This window comes from Lysinibacillus sp. FJAT-14745 (assembly GCF_001275675.1).
Lineage (GTDB): Bacteria > Bacillota > Bacilli > Bacillales_A > Planococcaceae > Lysinibacillus.
Genome location: NZ_LITM01000012.1, coordinates 42,891 through 59,518 on the forward strand (window position 1 = coordinate 42,891; position 16,628 = coordinate 59,518).

Genomic DNA, 16,628 nt, shown 5'->3' on the forward strand with positions numbered 1-16,628 from the left:
GAATCGCTATGTTACAAAATGACATCGAAAAAGTTATGATTACAGAAGAACAATTACAAGAAAGAATCGCTGAGTTAGGGGCGCAATTGACAGAGGAATACAAAGATTCATTCCCGTTAGCTGTTGGTGTTTTAAAAGGGGCAATGCCTTTTATGACAGACTTGATGAAACGTTTCGATTCTTTCATTGAGCTAGATTTTATGGATGTTTCTAGCTATGGCAATGCTACAGTTTCATCAGGGGAAGTTAAAATTCTAAAGGATTTAAATACAAGCGTTGAGGGACGTGACGTATTAATCATCGAGGATATCATTGATAGCGGCCTAACGTTAAGCTATTTAGTTGACTTATTTAAATACCGCAAAGCAAAATCCATCAAAATCGTTACATTGTTAGATAAACCATCAGGTCGTAAAGTAGACTTAGGTGCTGATTATGTTGGTTTTAAAGTACCAGACGGTTTTGTTGTAGGGTATGGTTTAGACTACGCAGAAAAATATCGTAATTTACCGTATATCGGCATTTTAAAGCCAGAAGTGTATTCTTTCTAATCAAGTAAGAAGTCAACGAAAGAACACCAGCTATGAAGAGTAAGAGCCTCCAGCGAAGGTCATAGATTTTTAGTTTTTTTAACTTTTTTCAGCGGGTGTCCAAGCACTCGCTGAAATAGAGGAACTCAGGTTAAGAACTTCACATCCTGTGAAAACGCCTGAGTATCAATCATAAATCAAAAAAATCTAGGCAAATTGTTCTGAAGTAACGGGTACAAACGCTGGAACATAGTAAATAAATGCATAAATATGTTTCGATTTCGACAAAAATCGCACGAAACTTTTTTTATGTAGGGCTTTTCGTTGTATGATGAAATCATGATATGTTAAGATTTTACTTATAATTTTTCTGTTGTAATGAGGAGGCTGGAGATGAATCGAATATTTCGATATACCATATTCTATTTACTGATTTTCTTAGTGATTATCGGTATTTTTGGTACTTTCAATGGTGGAACTTCACCAACGAAAGAGTTAACTTATTCTGAGTTTCAAGATGCTCTAGATAAGAAAGAAATAACAAGTGCTACAATTCAACCTGATAAACAAGTATACATCGTTGAGGGTACGATGAAGGGTTATGAGAAGGGACAACGCTTTACAGTAAATATCCCTCGTGAAAACCAATCTTTATTGAACCGTATCGATGAGGCTGCTAAGGATAAGAATAGTAATATTAAATATTTAACAGCGCCAGAAACAAGTGGATGGATTCAGTTCTTTACAGGAATTATTCCTTTCATCATTATCATTTTCTTATTCTTCTTCCTAATGAGTCAATCTCAAGGTGGCGGTAATAAAGTGATGAGCTTTGGTAAAAGTAAAGCCAAACTTTATGACGATCAGAAGAAAAAAGTTCGTTTTACAGATGTAGCGGGTGCTGATGAAGAGAAGGCAGAGCTTGTAGAGGTTGTTGACTTCTTAAAGGATCACCGTAAATTTACTGAAATTGGTGCTCGAATTCCAAAGGGTATCTTACTTGTAGGTCCTCCTGGTACAGGTAAAACATTACTTGCACGAGCGGTAGCGGGTGAGGCTGGCGTACCATTCTTCTCGATTTCAGGTTCTGACTTCGTAGAAATGTTTGTCGGTGTCGGTGCATCACGTGTTCGTGACTTATTCGAAAATGCAAAGAAAAACGCACCTTGTATCATCTTTATCGATGAGATTGATGCAGTAGGTCGTCAACGTGGCGCAGGTCTTGGTGGTGGCCATGACGAGCGTGAACAAACATTGAACCAATTGTTAGTTGAAATGGATGGTTTCGGAGCAAACGAAGGTATTATTATTATCGCTGCAACAAACCGCCCAGATATTTTAGATAAAGCGTTATTACGTCCTGGTCGTTTTGACCGTCAAATTACAGTAGGACATCCTGATGTAAAAGGTCGTGAAGCGATTCTAAAAGTACATGCGCGCAACAAGCCTTTAGCAGATACAGTAGATTTAGCTGCTGTTGCACAACGTACACCAGGTTTCTCAGGTGCCGACTTAGAGAACTTGTTAAATGAAGCTGCACTTGTAGCTGCTCGTAAAAGTAAACGTACAATTAATATGGCAGATATCGATGAGGCATCTGACCGAGTAATTGCAGGTCCAGCAAAAGCTAGCCGCGTTTACTCAGCGAAAGAGAAGAAACTTGTATCCTTCCATGAAGCCGGCCACGTAGTTGTTGGTTTAGAGCTAGATGAAGCAGATACAGTACACAAAGTAACAATCGTCCCTCGTGGCCAAGCTGGAGGTTACGCGATTATGTTGCCGAAGGAAGAACGTTTCTTCACAACAAAACAAGAATTATTAGACCGTATTGCTGGACTTCTTGGTGGTCGTGTGGCAGAGGAAATCGTACTTGGCGAAGTTTCTACTGGGGCACATAACGACTTCCAAAAGGTAACAAGTATTGCACGTGCCATGGTCACTGAATATGGTATGAGTGAAAATCTTGGTGCAATGCAGTTTGGTTCAAGTCAGGGTGGGAATGTATTCCTAGGTCGTGACTTTAATTCAGATCAAAACTATTCTGATTCAATCGCTTATGAAATTGATAAAGAAATGCAAAAAATTATTGATTCGCAATATGAGCGTACTAAACGAATCCTAACTGAAAAACGTCATTTACTTGATTTAATTGCAAACACATTAATGGAAAAAGAAACATTGAATGCGCAAGAAATCGAGCACTTACGTGATCACGGTGTCTTACCGGAACCTGAGGTAGAACCGGTTGTAGAAAAAGCTCCTAAAGCTGAAGCTCAACCAATATTGGATGTAGTTGGTGAACAGGCTGTTCAAAAAGAATTGCTTAGCAATGAGCCGGATCCAACAACAGCTGATTTACCTAAAGAAGGTAGAGAATCGAATGATACACCAAAAGGTATCGATGAAAAGCGTGATTAATATGGGAAAGACTGTTTACGATTTTAGTAAGCAGTCTTTTTCTTTGCCTTTTTTCGGTATCACTCGCGTTGCTCGCTCTAGGATCTCGGGCCAGCAGATGTTTTTTGCACGAAAGCGTAGTGCAACGTAGCGGCAGCAGCAGATGTTTTTTACGCGACAGCGTAGTGCAACGTAGCAGCAGCGATGTGTTTTTGTCTGTGCGAAAGCGAAGCGACAGCAACACAGCACGATGTGGTCACGAAGGCGTTATCACAGGACGTGATGGTTTTAGCCTTCGTTTTTCTATCGCTGATCCCCGAGGAGTCGCTCAGCCTCCACTACAATCAACTTTTCCACATGACATACTTTTAACATAATGTTATCCGATTTTTGGATTTTGTCGGAATGCTTTTGAGATTTATCAACCAACTATTGAATTTTATCTACCAACTTTCGCGTTTTATCAACCAACTATTGAATTTTATCTACCAACTTTCACGTTTTATCACCCAATTTTTAATTTTTATCGACATCTACCTTCCAAAGAGCAAAAAAGGATTCATACACAAAACTGTGTGTGAATCCTTTTACTTTATTAAGTCGCCCAGCCGGAACGGAAATCAACCCTACGTTATGGTGATGAGCCTTTTTAAGTGAACCATGAATGCTATTTCATAGGAATAAAAGTATGGTATCATTTTCTAAAGTGTTTTAACTTTTTTCCGATTCCGGACGCAATTATACCGAGGCATAATCGATGTTGATTTTTTTATGCATGAGTATGCATTGTTTTAGTTGTATCAATCGCATAGTGACAGGTACAATTACGATGAGGGGCAATAAATAGGAGGCATCAATCATGATTTTAGTTTTAGATGCAGGAAATTCGAATATCGTATTAGGTGTCTATGATGATAACGATCAATTGGCCTTCCATTGGCGTATGGTGACAGACCTTCGTAAAACAGAAGATGAATATGCAATGCAAGTTTTATCTTTCTTTAATCATGCAGGCATTTCATTTGAACAGGTTACAGGCATTATTATATCCTCTGTTGTACCACCAATAATGTTTTCGTTAGAAGCGATGTGTCAAAAGTATTTTCGTAAAAAACCGCTCGTTGTAGGACCAGGCGTGAAAACAGGATTGAATATTAAATATGAAAACCCACGTGAAGTGGGATCAGACCGCATAGTGAACGCTATTGCAGCTCTTGATGTTTATAAAGCACCACTGATTATTGTTGATTTTGGTACTGCCACAACATATTGTTACTTAAACGAAAAGGGCGATTATATGGGCGGTGCTATCGCTCCGGGTATTTCGATTTCAACGGAGGCACTCTATACACAGGCAGCTAGATTGCCGCGTATTGAAATATTACGCTCTACACATATTGTTGGAAAGACAACTGTATCTGCGATGCAGGCCGGAATTTTTTATGGCTTTGTTGGACAAGTTGAGGGAATTGTTAATCGCATGAAAGCACAAAGTAAGGAAGAACCTTTAGTAATTGCTACTGGAGGATTAGCAAATTTAATTGCTGGGGAGACGCAATCTATTGATGTAGTTGACCCGTTTTTAACATTAAAAGGCTTGTATAAGCTATATAAACGCAATCAATAAGAAATGAGGGACATTTCATTTATGAAAGACTATTTAGTACGAGGTTTAGGGTTCAACGGACAGGTTCGTGTTTTTGCAGCTTGTACAACAGCAACTGTAGGAGAAGCGCAACGTCGTCATAATACATGGCCTGTTGTGTCAGCAGCCCTTGGTCGTTCTATGACTGCTGCGGTGATGATGGGTGCCATGTTAAAAGGTGAGGAAAAAATCACTGTTAAAATTGAGGGGAACGGTCCAATCGGTCCAATGGTAATTGATAGTAACGCGCATGGTGAAGTACGTGGCTTTGTAACAAATCCTCACGTTCATTTCGATTTAAACGAGCACGGTAAGCTTGATGTTCGAGCAGGTGTTGGAACAGAGGGTGCATTAACAATCGTAAAAGATCTTGGCTTGAGAGACATGTTCTCTGGTCAAACACCAATTGTATCAGGTGAAATTGCTGAGGACTTTACTTACTATTTCGCTACGTCAGAGCAAGTGCCTTCATCAGTTGGATTAGGGGTTTTAGTAAACCCTGATAACACAATTCTTGCAGCTGGTGGTTTTATCCTTCAATTAATGCCAGGCTGTGATGAAGAGACAATCAATGAAATTGAGCAGCATCTTGCTACTTTAGAGCCTGTTTCAAAAATGATTGAAAAAGGTTTTACACCGGAGCAAATTTTAGAAGCTGTATTAGGAGAAGGTCATCTACAAATTTTAGATTCCATGCCTGTAGAATTTAAATGTCAATGTTCAAAAGAGCGATTTGGTGCAGCGATTTTAGGGTTAGGGACACAGGAAATTCGAGAAATGGTTGAAGAGGATGGCGAAGCAGAAGCACAATGTCACTTCTGTTTAGAAACATACCATTTCTCAAAAGAAGAATTAGAAGGATTTATCGATGAGCTCAACGCGTAATCGACGACCTTTATCCACTGCAACACCCAACCAAACGCCCTTATTGCAACGCCGTCTTAAGACAAAACCTGCTTTAACAGTTATTGCAATCTTATTATTAGGAAATATTTTATGGATTATTTCTTGGTTAATCCCTAATAAAGAACAGGAAATTGGTAGCGACGAGCAAGTCGCTGCCGTTGACGGGGAGATTATTACACGCCAAGAGTGGATGGTTGCCATGGAAGAACGCTATGGTAAAGAGACGCTACAAAACTTAGTGAATGAATCTGTGATGGGAAAGGCTGCTAAAAAGTTTAAAATACAAGTATCGGATAAGGAGATTGATTTAGAATTAGCTTTAATGCGTTCTGCTCAAGATAAATTTGATACTGCAATGCAAAACCTTTCATCAGAGCAACTGCGACAAAAAATTCGCTCACAGCTTATTTTGGATAAAGTACTGACGAAAGACGTGGTTATAAAAGAAGGTAGTATCGAAAAATATTATGAGGAAAATCAAGCACTGTACAATACGCAAACAAGCTATCGGACGAATTTTATAGAAGTGAATTCAAAAAAAGCTGCTGAGGAAGCATTAAGTGAAATGAAAGATGCCTCTAATTTTTCGGTGCTAGCACGGGAAATATCAGTAGACAGTGCGTCAGCTAGTTTAGGCGGAGATATTGGCTTCCTCACTGAAAAACAGGAAAATGTCGACCCTGCCATTTTAAAAGCAGTAAAGGCTTTAAAAGCAGGTGAGGTCAGTAAAGCATTTAAGCTTGCTAACGGTCATTATGGAATTGTGCAAGTTCAAGAGATAACAGAAGGACAATCCTTTACATATGACGATGTGAAAGAACATATTGAACGTGAGCTTGCGTTAGAGCAATTACCACAACATGTTACACCGGAATCGTTTTGGTCTGAATTCAATGCAACTTGGTATTACGGAGAAGCGAAAAAAGGAAAATAACAGATTGCTCTGAAATGAGCTTAAGAATCTGCAAGATATCTGCGGGAAAAGTGAGCCAGGGAAACCCCTGCAGACGTTTAGCGTCAACAGAGTGAAGGCTACCCTAGGATATTGAGCAGATTTTTTGTTTACCCTAGTGTAGATTGGTTGCAATAAATATTCTGAAAATACAGGTTGTATTTATTGACAATCGAATGGAAAAATTGATAAAATCAAAAATAAGTAAAGCCTATAAAAATAGTAGGGATTAGGAGTGGATTGATAAATGAGTAGATTAGCGAACTCGGTAGCTGAATTAGTCGGTAAAACACCAATTGTTAAATTAAATCATGCGACAGGTGAAAATGAAGGTACTGTTTATGTAAAATTAGAATATTTTAACCCGGGCAGCTCAGTGAAAGACCGTTTAGCTTTAGCGATGATTGAAGCAGCTGAGAAAGACGGTACATTAAAGCCGGGTGGTACAATTATTGAGCCTACTTCTGGAAATACAGGTATTGGTCTTGCGATGATTGCTGCAGCTAAAGGCTATAAAGCTATTTTAGTAATGCCAGAAACAATGAGCTTAGAGCGTCGCAACTTATTACGTGCATATGGTGCAGACCTTGTATTAACACCTGGACCAGCAGGTATGAAAGGTGCAATATCTAAGGCGGAGGAATTGGCTGCTGAGCATGGCTACTTTTTACCACAACAATTCACGAACCCAGCTAATGCAGTTGTTCACCGTTTAACAACTGGTCCAGAAATTGTAGAAGCATTTGAAGGTTTAACAGTAGATGCATTTGTTGCTGGTGTTGGTACAGGTGGTACAATTACAGGTGCAGGCGCTGTACTAAAAGAGAAGTACCCAAATATTGAAATTATTGCAGTTGAGCCAAAAGATTCACCAGTGCTTTCTGGCGGTCAACCAGGGCCTCATAAAATTCAAGGTATCGGAGCTGGCTTCGTACCTGAAGTGCTAGATACAGACGTGTATTCTTCTGTATTCCCAGTCGACAATGAGATTGCTTTCGAGGTAGCTCGTAAAGTAGCACGTGAAGAAGGTATCTTATGCGGTATTTCATCAGGTGCAGCTATTTACGCTGCTATTGAGGCAGCAAAACGTTTAGGTAAGGGCTCAAATGTTCTTGCAATCGTACCTTCTAATGGGGAACGTTATTTATCAACACCTTTATATCAATTCGAAGACTAATCTAATTATTTATACGTCAAGGCTCCTTTAACGAGGAGTCTTTTTTATTTGTGAAAGAATCTAAATTTATTATGTAAATGAGCGCTTTAGCACATTTGTTCATCGCCGCTCTATGTAGAAACAATCGGTAATTAATTACTTGGCTATTGAAAAATATTCGCTTCCAGGCAATATTCAAGTTAAGATGGAATCACATCATATGACTTAAAGGGGAATAGCAACTTGAAGACAATACTAACGAAAACAATACCGATGGATGCAGACTCGTTTTTTTATAGTTATAAGAAGCTAACAGAAGCAGAACAAGCACATGTGTTTTTAGAAAGTGGACGCGGAGGACATTTTACAATAGCTGCTTGGAATCCGTTAGCTACAGCACAATCTGTCGAAAATGGTTTGTTTGTAAATTGGAGAAATGGTGAGACTGAAAATTTAATCGGTGAACCTCTTGCTTTGTTAGAGAAATTAGTGGAGAACTATCACATTTCATATAATGCGAAGCTTCCTGTTTTTCAAGGTGGAGCTATCGGGTTCGTAGCATACGATTACGCTCGTAAAATAGAAGTGTTACCTAATACTGCTGTAGATGATTTACATATACCAGATATCTATTTTTATATATTTGACTGCTGGGCAGTACACGATGTGAAAACAAATAAAGTAACGTTTATGAAGCTAACAGACTGTAATGTGGATTTGGAAGAATGGGCTAATGTGTGGCAAGAGGCCGCGCAAGAAGGATTGCTTACACGTAAGTTTGAAAAAACAAGCGCTGTAGAAATAGTAAATGACGAAAGTGAATTGTTAGTATCGTTTGCTGGGACTGACTTTGAGGAAGCGGTTAGTAAAATCCAAACATACATAGCGCAAGGCGATGTATTTCAAGTGAATTTGTCGGTACGCCAATCCAAAAAGTTAAACGCAACTGCAATGGATGTATATGAAGCATTACGTGCATTTAATCCTTCACCTTACATGGCTTATATAGAAGCACCGGATTTTGCTGTCGTTTCTGGTTCACCAGAGCTATTGGTGAAGCGTCATGGTAAAGAGTTGTCTACTCGACCGATTGCTGGTACACGACCAAGAGGGAAATCGGAGACAGAGGATTTAGCATTAGCGCAGGAATTGATTGATAACGACAAGGAACGTGCTGAACATGTAATGCTTGTTGATCTAGAGCGTAATGATTTAGGGAGAGTATCTACATATGGAACGGTTGAAGTAGATGAGTTCATGGTGATTGAACGCTATTCACACGTAATGCACATTGTTTCCAATGTACGAGGAGAAATAGCGGAAGGGAAAACCAATGCAGACGTTATCCGTGCCATGTTCCCAGGAGGAACGATAACAGGTGCACCTAAAATTCGTACGATGCAGATTATTGAAGAATTAGAACCTGTAAGACGAGGATTATATACGGGTTCAATTGGCTGGTTAGGCTTCACAGGTGATATGGAGTTTAATATTGTTATTCGTACAGCGTTTGTTAAAGATGGAGTAGCGCATATTCAGGCAGGAGCAGGTATTGTTATTGATTCTGTCCCGGAAAGAGAATACCAAGAATCTTTAAATAAAGCGAAGGCGATGTGGCAGGCAAAGGCAATGGCAGAGGAGCGAGTAAAATGATTTTAATGATTGATAACTACGATTCTTTTACGTATAACCTTGTACAGTATTTTGGGGAATTTGGTCATGAATTAGTGGTAAAAAGAAATGATGTATTAACGGTGAAAGATATTGAGCAGCTTGCACCAAATATGATTGTTATTTCGCCAGGCCCATGTAGCCCGAATGAAGCGGGTGAAAGCCTGAACATTATTAAGTATTTCGCGGGAAATATTCCGATTTTAGGCGTTTGCCTTGGCCATCAAGCCATTGCCCAAGTATTCGGAGGGAATGTTATACGAGCTGAGCGTTTGATGCATGGTAAAACATCACCTGTGCTACATGCAGAAATAGGTTTGCATAAGGGGATGCCAAATCCATTTGCGGCTACTCGTTACCACTCCTTAATTGTAGAAAAAGAAACATTACCCGCATGTTTTGAAGTGACGGCATGGACAGAAGAAGGAGAGATTATGGGCATTCGTCATAAGGACTATCCAATTGAGGGAGTGCAATATCATCCTGAATCGATTATGACGGAGCAAGGTAAAAAGCTTCTACGCCAGTTTATAGATTTGTATGTTGAGGGAGCGAAGTAAATGCTGTGCTGGATGAATGGAGACTACATAGCGGCGCAGGATTTGCGCATTTCACCATTTGATCATGGATTTTTATACGGGTTAGGCTTTTTTGAAACGTTTCGAACGTATAAAGGAAAGGTGTTTTGCTGGGAAGCGCATATGGAAAGGTTGCAAATGGCACTTTCTCAATATCGTATTCATATGTCCTATACCGAAGCGGATTTACTGAATGTTGTTCAGCAATTAAATGAACAGGCCGATGGACAGGATGGGTATTTCCGAATAAATGTCTCAGCTGGAGAGCATAGTATCGGTTTACAGCCTACTGAATATAGACAACCGAATGTTATTGTTTTTCGCAAAGAATTACACGATACACCTCGAGGTATGGAAAAAAACGCACAGTGGCTTGTAACACCGCGTAATACTCCTGAAAAAGGGCTTCGAGTGAAATCGCACCATTATGGCAATAACGTTCTTGGACGTTTTGAGATGCCATCTTTGGCGCAACAAGAAGGCTTCTTTTTAACGGAAGATGGCTTTGTTGCTGAAGGTGTCACATCAAATATCTTTTGGGTGAAAGATGATATACTATATACGCCTTCCTTAGAGACTGGTATTTTACCTGGAATTATCCGAGCGTGGGTAATTGAGCGAGCACAATCTCTAGGGATTAAGGTAAAAGTAGGTTTCTTTACTAAAGAGGATGTAGAGCAAAGTTCAGAGTGCTTTATTACTAACTCTACACAAGAGCTTGTTCCAATTCTTAGCTTAGAGAGCAAGCAGTTATTAGGCAATAAAGGGCCTGTTTATTCGCGTTTACATGAAGCATTTGTCAATGAAGTGGAACAAGAATAGAAGGAGAGTTAACATGCTAGAAAAATATACAACACCATTAACTATTAACGGTATCACGTTAGACTATACAGCAGAAACTTTTGTGATGGGTATTTTAAATGTCACACCGGATTCATTTTCAGATGGAGGAAAGTACTATAACGTAGGAGCAGCTGTTGCACAAGCGAAAAAAATGGTAGCTGAGGGTGCTAAAATTATTGATGTTGGTGGAGAATCAACACGACCAGGATATGAACGTATTTCCGATGAGGATGAAATTGCACGAATTGTACCGGTTATTCAAGCGTTAGCAACTGAAGTACCAGCAATTATTTCGGTGGATACGTATAAAGCGAACGTAGCACGCGCAGCCATTGAGGCGGGTGCACATATTATTAATGATATTTGGGGAGCGAAGGCTGAGCCTGAGATTGCTCGGGTTGCTGCAGATTTAAATGTACCGATTATTTTAATGCATAATCGAGACAACACTGATTATGGTGCTGATTTCTGGATGGGAGCAAAGGCCGACTTAGAGAAGAGCATTGCTATTGCCAGGGCTGCAGGTATACCAGATAGCCATATTATTTTAGATCCAGGCATAGGCTTTGCGAAAACTACCGCTCAAAATATAGAAATGATGCAACATTTAGAGGATTTAGTAGCAATGGGTTATCCTGTTTTGCTAGCGACTTCACGTAAATCAATGATTGGTAATGTCTTAAAGCTACCTGTAGAGGAGCGTATAGAAGGTACAGGAGCAACAGTTGTTTACGGTATTGAAAAAGGCTGTCATATGATTCGTGTGCATGATGTAAAGGAAATGGCACGAGCTACACATATGGCTGATATTTTAGTTGGTAAGCGTACGTATAAGGAGGAAGCGTAATGGACTATATTCATTTAAAGGATATGCAGTTTTACGGCTATCACGGTGTTTTAGCGGCGGAAACAACACTCGGTCAACGCTTCCGTGCGAATGTTTCACTTGCTGTAGACATGACAAAGGCTGGGGAGACTGATGACTTAAATTATACGGTGAACTATGCAGAGGTTTATGCGTTATGCCGTGATATCGTAGAAGGTGAGCCGTTCAAGCTTATTGAAGCACTTGTATCCAAAATAGCGAACAGTATTTTAGAGACATACTCAGAAAAGGTTAAGGGTGTTCGCGTCGAGCTTATTAAACCAGACCCGCCAATCCATGGCTATTATAAAGAAGTATCGGTAGAGGTAACGAGAGGTGATTACTAATGAATGATGTGTATTTATCAATCGGTACTAATATGGGAGATCGATTTGAAAACTTACAACAAGCTGTTACCCTTTTAAAGGGCAAAGAGGAAATAGCAGTTGTACACATTTCTTCTGTTTATGAAACAGCTGCTGTCGGCTACACTGACCAAGCAGATTTTTTAAATATTGCTGTGCATATTAAAACGAGTTATTCATCTTCTGAAATGCTGAAAATTTGCCAGGGGGTTGAAAGTGAACTTGGGCGTGTTCGTGAATTTCGATGGGGCCCACGAAGCATTGACCTTGACATTTTGCTCTACAATCACGAAAATATTGAAACAGAGAGCTTAATTGTTCCACATCCAAGAATGTATGAGCGAGCTTTCGTATTAGTACCACTGATAGAAATTACGCCTGCACCAGTAGGAAAACAGCTGCAAAGGGCACATGGTATAATGCAACAGATGGATTGTGAAGAGGAAGACGTAACTTTATGGCAAGCATCAGCAGAGCTGAAAAATATGCAGTCCGTTAATTAAGTTTCTAATCCTAAAGTTAAAGTCTCCGGACGTAATTATGCCGAGGCATATTTGATTGTATTGCATTAATGATAGATATATATATAGAAATAGGTGAAAACCTATAGAAGGGGGAAAACATCGTTGAGTCAGACAACTGAGAAGCCGTTTCAAATTGGTGATATAGTCATGGACAACCGTGTCGTATTAGCGCCAATGGCAGGAATCTGTAACTCTGCTTTCCGTTTAACTGTTAAGGAGTTCGGAGCAGGGCTAGTATATGCAGAAATGATTAGTGATAAAGGGATTGTCCAGAAGAACGAAAAAACACTAGGCATGCTTTATATAGATGAGCGTGAAAACCCACTTTCATTGCAAATTTTTGGTGGTGATAAGGAAACACTAGTGGAAGCGGCCAAGTATGTAGATGAAAACACAACTGCTGATATTATCGATATTAATATGGGCTGCCCAGTCAATAAAATTATTAAATGTGAAGCGGGCGCTCGTTTACTTTTAGATCCGAATAAATTATATGAAATGGTAGCGGCTGTTGTAGATGCAGTAAAAAAACCTGTCAGCGTAAAAATGCGTATTGGTTGGGATGACGAGCATATCTTTGCTGTTGAGAACGCACAAGCTGCCGAACGTGCTGGTGCTTCAGCAATAGCTGTTCATGGACGTACACGTGTACAAATGTACGAAGGAAAAGCAAATTGGGATATCATTCGTCAAGTGAAGGAAAATGTAAAAATTCCTGTGCTTGGTAATGGTGATGTAGAAACTCCTCAAGATGCAAAACGTATGCTTGATACTACTGGGGTGGATGCAGTAATGATTGGACGCGCTGCTCTAGGGAATCCATGGATGATTTATCGTACAGTTCAATACCTTGAAACTGGTGAGTTAAAGGAAGAGCCTAATGTACGTGAAAAAATTGATGTGTGTTTGCTTCACTTTGAACGTCTTATGCAATTAAAAGGCGAATCTGTGGCGGTACGAGAGATGCGTAAACATGCTTCGTGGTATTTAAAAGGTATTCGCGGTAATGGTAAAGCGCGTAAAGCGATTAACCAAACAGAAACTGCGGTAGAGCTACGTGCGCTATTAAATGGAATTGTACAAGACTATGAAGAGCTTGAATCTAAATTAATAGTACCGGAAGCAAAAGAATTAATTATTTAACTTCTTTCAGCAGGTGTCCAAACATCCGTTGAAAGAAGTTAAATTGATTAAATTGAAGAGGCGTCTCACCGTTCGTTTTGAGACGTCTATTTTTTTGCCAACTTTAATTTTTAGAATTATTAATCATTTATTCTCTTATGGAAATTAAATCGAAACAGATGATTACAGCAATAAAATTGTGTACAATAGAAATATTATGGACGTAAACGCAACGCGGACAATTTAATAAGGAGTGAAACAAGTGTCAAACATAGAAGAATTAAATGATCAGCTTTTGGTGAGACGCCAAAAAATGACGGCTATTCGAGAAAATGGTCAAGATCCATTTGGTAGTCGTTTTGAACGTACGCATTTATCAACGGAAGTGCGTGAACAATTTGCAGATCAAACAAAAGAGCAGCTAGAGGAAAACCTACAAGAGGTAATTATTGCGGGTCGTATTATGACGAAACGCGGTAAAGGAAAAGCTGGCTTTGCACATATTCAAGATTTAGGTGGCCAAATTCAAATTTACGTTCGTCAGGATCATGTTGGCGAAGAAGCATATGAATTATTTAAACAAGCTGACCTAGGCGATATCGTAGGGATTCGTGGTAATGTATTCCGAACACAAGTAGGAGAGCTTTCAGTTAAAGCTGAAGGATTTACATTCCTATCAAAAGCTTTACGCCCTATGCCGGAAAAATTCCATGGCTTACAAGATGTTGAACAACGTTACCGTCAACGTTATTTAGATTTAATGACGAATGAGGATAGTAAAACTACATTCATTACACGTTCTAAAATTATCCGTGCTATTCGCAACTATTTAGATAACGCAGGGTATTTAGAAGTAGAAACACCAATGCTTCATACGATTGCTGGTGGTGCAGCAGCTCGTCCATTTATTACACACCATAATGCACTCGATATGGAATTATATATGCGTATTGCAATCGAACTGCATTTGAAACGTCTAATTGTTGGTGGACTAGAAAAAGTATATGAAATTGGTCGTGTTTTCCGAAATGAAGGGATTTCAACACGCCACAATCCTGAATTCACAATGATAGAACTGTATGAAGCTTATGCAGACTACAAAGATATTATGTCTCTAACAGAAAACCTTGTTGCTCATGTAGCTCAAGAAGTTTTAGGTACTACTACAGTTCAATACGGTGAAGATGAAATTAATCTTGCTGTAGGCTGGAAACGAGTTCATATGGTAGATGCAGTAAAAGAAGCTACAGGTGTAGACTTCTGGCAACATATGACTAAGGAGCAAGCTCAAGCACTTGCTAAAGAACATGGAGTAGAAGTTAAAGAAACTCATGAAGTAGGACATATTATTAACGAGTTCTTCGAGCAAAAGATTGAGGAGACTCTTGTTCAACCTACATTTGTTTATGGTCATCCAGTAGAAATCTCACCTCTAGCAAAGAAAAATCCAGAGGACGAGCGTTTCACTGACCGTTTCGAACTATTTATCGTTCGACGTGAGCATGCAAATGCCTTTACAGAACTAAATGATCCAATTGACCAACGTGAGCGCTTTGAAGCTCAGTTAGCTGAAAAAGCAGCTGGTAATGATGAAGCACACGAAATGGACAATGATTTCATTGAAGCATTAGAATACGGTATGCCTCCAACAGGTGGATTAGGTATTGGTATCGACCGTCTAATCATGCTTCTTACAAATTCACCATCAATTCGTGACGTATTATTATTCCCAACAATGCGCCATACTACTAAATAGTAGTTTTAAAAGGTGATCTTGAATAAGCAGGAGTCGAAGTGCAGAAGAAGCACCAAGACTCCTGTTTTGCATCTTCTGCGATGAAATAAATTAGAAAGAATTAAGTAGAGTATTTAAATGATGAATGAATATAAGGTATACTTTTAGAGTTCTATAATTTGCAGATTAAATAGAAATAGACATTATCAAAAGTTTTATTGGAGGCTTATAATGAATTATAAAATCTTTAACAAACAAGTGTTTGAACAGGCACAAGTACGATCAGTTTCAGATGTCCTGTTAACTGAAGAAGAGCTTGAGAATGGTATGAAATTAGCAGTTTCTAAGTCAGATCCAAATCTTACTTTATATTTAGTGGATATAGACGGTCAGAAGAAATTCGATGTCCGTTGGGATGATTCCTCTGAAATTTTCAGCGGCTGGTATTCGGCTTGGGATAATTTCTCTTGGTGCCTAGATATAGTTGATAAACAAAATGATTAAATTAGAAGGTTTTTAGATTTAATTTAAATACAAACCGTATTTGAAAAGGGAACATATTATTGTATCTTATTCGGAATTCTTTTTCCTTGTTATTCTGTAGAAGAACAATAAAGTTAAAGAAGTAACAAACATGAATAAGTAGGAGTCGAGGTGCAGGAGAACCACTTTGGCTCCTTTTTTTCGCGATTGAGTAATTTGTAAGGGAAATGGCGCGTTACAATGTGTGTGTGATTGTTGATGCTTTTTCAAGGGAAGCTTGAGAAAGTGTTCTTAAAAAAGTGTTTGTTTTAATATCTTCTTATTTAGTTTGTTGAGATTTATGAGAAAGAGATGTATAGTAAAACAAATAAAGTGATAGCTAGAAGATTATAAGAATTATTTAGTGCTCGAAAAAACGTAAAATAGCTTACTAATTCTATTTTTATAAAAAAAGATAATTTTATAGCGAAAAACACTTGCGATTGTATAGGAATCATGATAAATTATTACTTGTCGTTAAGACGACGTAAGAAATAAAACGGATTGAAAAAACATCAAAAAAGATGTTGACGTTGAAGTCCTAGAGTGATATTATATAAGAGTTGTCGCTTTTAAAAAAGAAGTTGAAAAACTTCTAGAAAAAAGAGTTGACAACGAAAAAGAGAAATGTTATACTGAAAAAGTTGTTGAAATAAAACGACAACGAAATGAACCTTGAAAACTGAACAAGCAAAACGTAATCAATAAAGTTTTTAGTAACTAACCTTGAGTTAGTGAATGAAACAAAATTTTGGACATCAAACATGATGCCAGCAAAACAATTTGAGCTAATCAAATTTCTTTTTATGGAGAGTTT

At 38.7% G+C, this 16,628-nt stretch carries 15 protein-coding genes; all 15 read left to right on the forward strand.

Annotated elements, in window-relative coordinates; translation table 11 throughout:
• The first annotated feature begins 8 nt into the window (after window positions 1–8).
• The 15 genes from hpt to AMS59_RS19315 all read left to right on the forward strand — a co-directional run bounded on the left by hpt (window position 9) and on the right by AMS59_RS19315 (window position 15,793).
• Window positions 9–551 (forward strand): hypoxanthine phosphoribosyltransferase, encoded by a 543-nt coding sequence (hpt, locus tag AMS59_RS19245; RefSeq protein WP_053485337.1) that lies wholly within the window; start codon window positions 9–11, stop codon window positions 549–551.
• Between the two features lie 372 nt (window positions 552–923).
• Complete coding sequence (gene ftsH / locus AMS59_RS19250) at window positions 924–2,948, forward strand: ATP-dependent zinc metalloprotease FtsH (protein WP_053485338.1); 2,025 nt, start codon at window positions 924–926, stop codon at window positions 2,946–2,948.
• An 838-nt stretch (window positions 2,949–3,786) separates the two neighbouring features.
• Window positions 3,787–4,554: a type III pantothenate kinase gene (locus AMS59_RS19255; RefSeq protein WP_053485339.1), complete on the forward strand. Its 768-nt coding sequence runs from the start codon at window positions 3,787–3,789 to the stop codon at window positions 4,552–4,554.
• A gap of 21 nt (window positions 4,555–4,575) precedes the next feature.
• A complete protein-coding gene (hslO, locus tag AMS59_RS19260) occupies window positions 4,576–5,457 on the forward strand; it encodes an Hsp33 family molecular chaperone HslO (protein WP_053485340.1) in 882 nt (293 codons plus the stop codon).
• A complete protein-coding gene (locus tag AMS59_RS19265; protein ID WP_053485341.1) occupies window positions 5,441–6,412 on the forward strand; it encodes a peptidyl-prolyl cis-trans isomerase in 972 nt (323 codons plus the stop codon). Before hslO ends, AMS59_RS19265 begins: the two co-directional genes overlap by 17 nt.
• A gap of 265 nt (window positions 6,413–6,677) precedes the next feature.
• Window positions 6,678–7,607, forward strand: coding sequence for a cysteine synthase A (cysK, locus tag AMS59_RS19270; protein WP_053485342.1), 930 nt, complete (start codon window positions 6,678–6,680; stop codon window positions 7,605–7,607).
• A 222-nt stretch (window positions 7,608–7,829) separates the two neighbouring features.
• The gene (locus AMS59_RS19275; RefSeq protein ID WP_053485343.1) at window positions 7,830–9,239 is read left to right on the forward strand and encodes an anthranilate synthase component I family protein; all 1,410 of its coding nucleotides are present in this window, start codon (window positions 7,830–7,832) and stop codon (window positions 9,237–9,239) included.
• A complete protein-coding gene (pabA, locus tag AMS59_RS19280; RefSeq protein WP_053485344.1) occupies window positions 9,236–9,817 on the forward strand; it encodes an aminodeoxychorismate/anthranilate synthase component II in 582 nt (193 codons plus the stop codon). Before AMS59_RS19275 ends, pabA begins: the two co-directional genes overlap by 4 nt.
• On the forward strand, window positions 9,818–10,657 hold the full coding sequence (gene pabC / locus AMS59_RS19285; protein ID WP_053485345.1) for an aminodeoxychorismate lyase: 840 nt from the start codon (window positions 9,818–9,820) through the stop codon (window positions 10,655–10,657).
• Window positions 10,658–10,670: 13 nt separating this feature from the next.
• On the forward strand, window positions 10,671–11,525 hold the full coding sequence (gene folP, locus AMS59_RS19290) for a dihydropteroate synthase (protein WP_053485346.1): 855 nt from the start codon (window positions 10,671–10,673) through the stop codon (window positions 11,523–11,525).
• On the forward strand, window positions 11,525–11,890 hold the full coding sequence (gene folB, locus AMS59_RS19295) for a dihydroneopterin aldolase (RefSeq protein WP_053485347.1): 366 nt from the start codon (window positions 11,525–11,527) through the stop codon (window positions 11,888–11,890). Before folP ends, folB begins: the two co-directional genes overlap by 1 nt.
• Window positions 11,890–12,411 (forward strand): 2-amino-4-hydroxy-6-hydroxymethyldihydropteridine diphosphokinase, encoded by a 522-nt coding sequence (gene folK, locus AMS59_RS19300; protein ID WP_053485348.1) that lies wholly within the window; start codon window positions 11,890–11,892, stop codon window positions 12,409–12,411. Before folB ends, folK begins: the two co-directional genes overlap by 1 nt.
• A 123-nt stretch (window positions 12,412–12,534) precedes the next feature.
• Window positions 12,535–13,575 carry a tRNA dihydrouridine synthase DusB gene (gene dusB / locus AMS59_RS19305; protein WP_053485349.1) on the forward strand — a complete coding sequence of 347 codons (1,041 nt, stop codon included), beginning with the start codon at window positions 12,535–12,537 and terminating at the stop codon, window positions 13,573–13,575.
• 232 nt (window positions 13,576–13,807) lie between these two features.
• On the forward strand, window positions 13,808–15,310 hold the full coding sequence (gene lysS, locus AMS59_RS19310) for a lysine--tRNA ligase (protein WP_199777797.1): 1,503 nt from the start codon (window positions 13,808–13,810) through the stop codon (window positions 15,308–15,310).
• A 210-nt stretch (window positions 15,311–15,520) separates the two neighbouring features.
• The gene (locus AMS59_RS19315) at window positions 15,521–15,793 is read left to right on the forward strand and encodes a hypothetical protein (RefSeq protein WP_053485351.1); all 273 of its coding nucleotides are present in this window, start codon (window positions 15,521–15,523) and stop codon (window positions 15,791–15,793) included.
• Window positions 15,794–16,628 lie beyond the last annotated feature (835 nt).

Coding starts and splice junctions, on each gene's coding strand:
- pabA (WP_053485344.1), top strand. CDS start 9,236: ATGATTTTAATGATTGATAACTACGATTCTTTTACGTATAACCTTGTA.
- AMS59_RS19265 (WP_053485341.1), top strand. CDS start 5,441: ATGAGCTCAACGCGTAATCGACGACCTTTATCCACTGCAACACCCAAC.
- AMS59_RS19315 (WP_053485351.1), top strand. CDS start 15,521: ATGAATTATAAAATCTTTAACAAACAAGTGTTTGAACAGGCACAAGTA.
- AMS59_RS19255 (WP_053485339.1), top strand. CDS start 3,787: ATGATTTTAGTTTTAGATGCAGGAAATTCGAATATCGTATTAGGTGTC.
- ftsH (WP_053485338.1), top strand. CDS start 924: ATGAATCGAATATTTCGATATACCATATTCTATTTACTGATTTTCTTA.
- pabC (WP_053485345.1), top strand. CDS start 9,818: ATGCTGTGCTGGATGAATGGAGACTACATAGCGGCGCAGGATTTGCGC.
- hpt (WP_053485337.1), top strand. CDS start 9: ATGTTACAAAATGACATCGAAAAAGTTATGATTACAGAAGAACAATTA.
- hslO (WP_053485340.1), top strand. CDS start 4,576: ATGAAAGACTATTTAGTACGAGGTTTAGGGTTCAACGGACAGGTTCGT.
- folB (WP_053485347.1), top strand. CDS start 11,525: ATGGACTATATTCATTTAAAGGATATGCAGTTTTACGGCTATCACGGT.
- folP (WP_053485346.1), top strand. CDS start 10,671: ATGCTAGAAAAATATACAACACCATTAACTATTAACGGTATCACGTTA.
- folK (WP_053485348.1), top strand. CDS start 11,890: ATGAATGATGTGTATTTATCAATCGGTACTAATATGGGAGATCGATTT.
- cysK (WP_053485342.1), top strand. CDS start 6,678: ATGAGTAGATTAGCGAACTCGGTAGCTGAATTAGTCGGTAAAACACCA.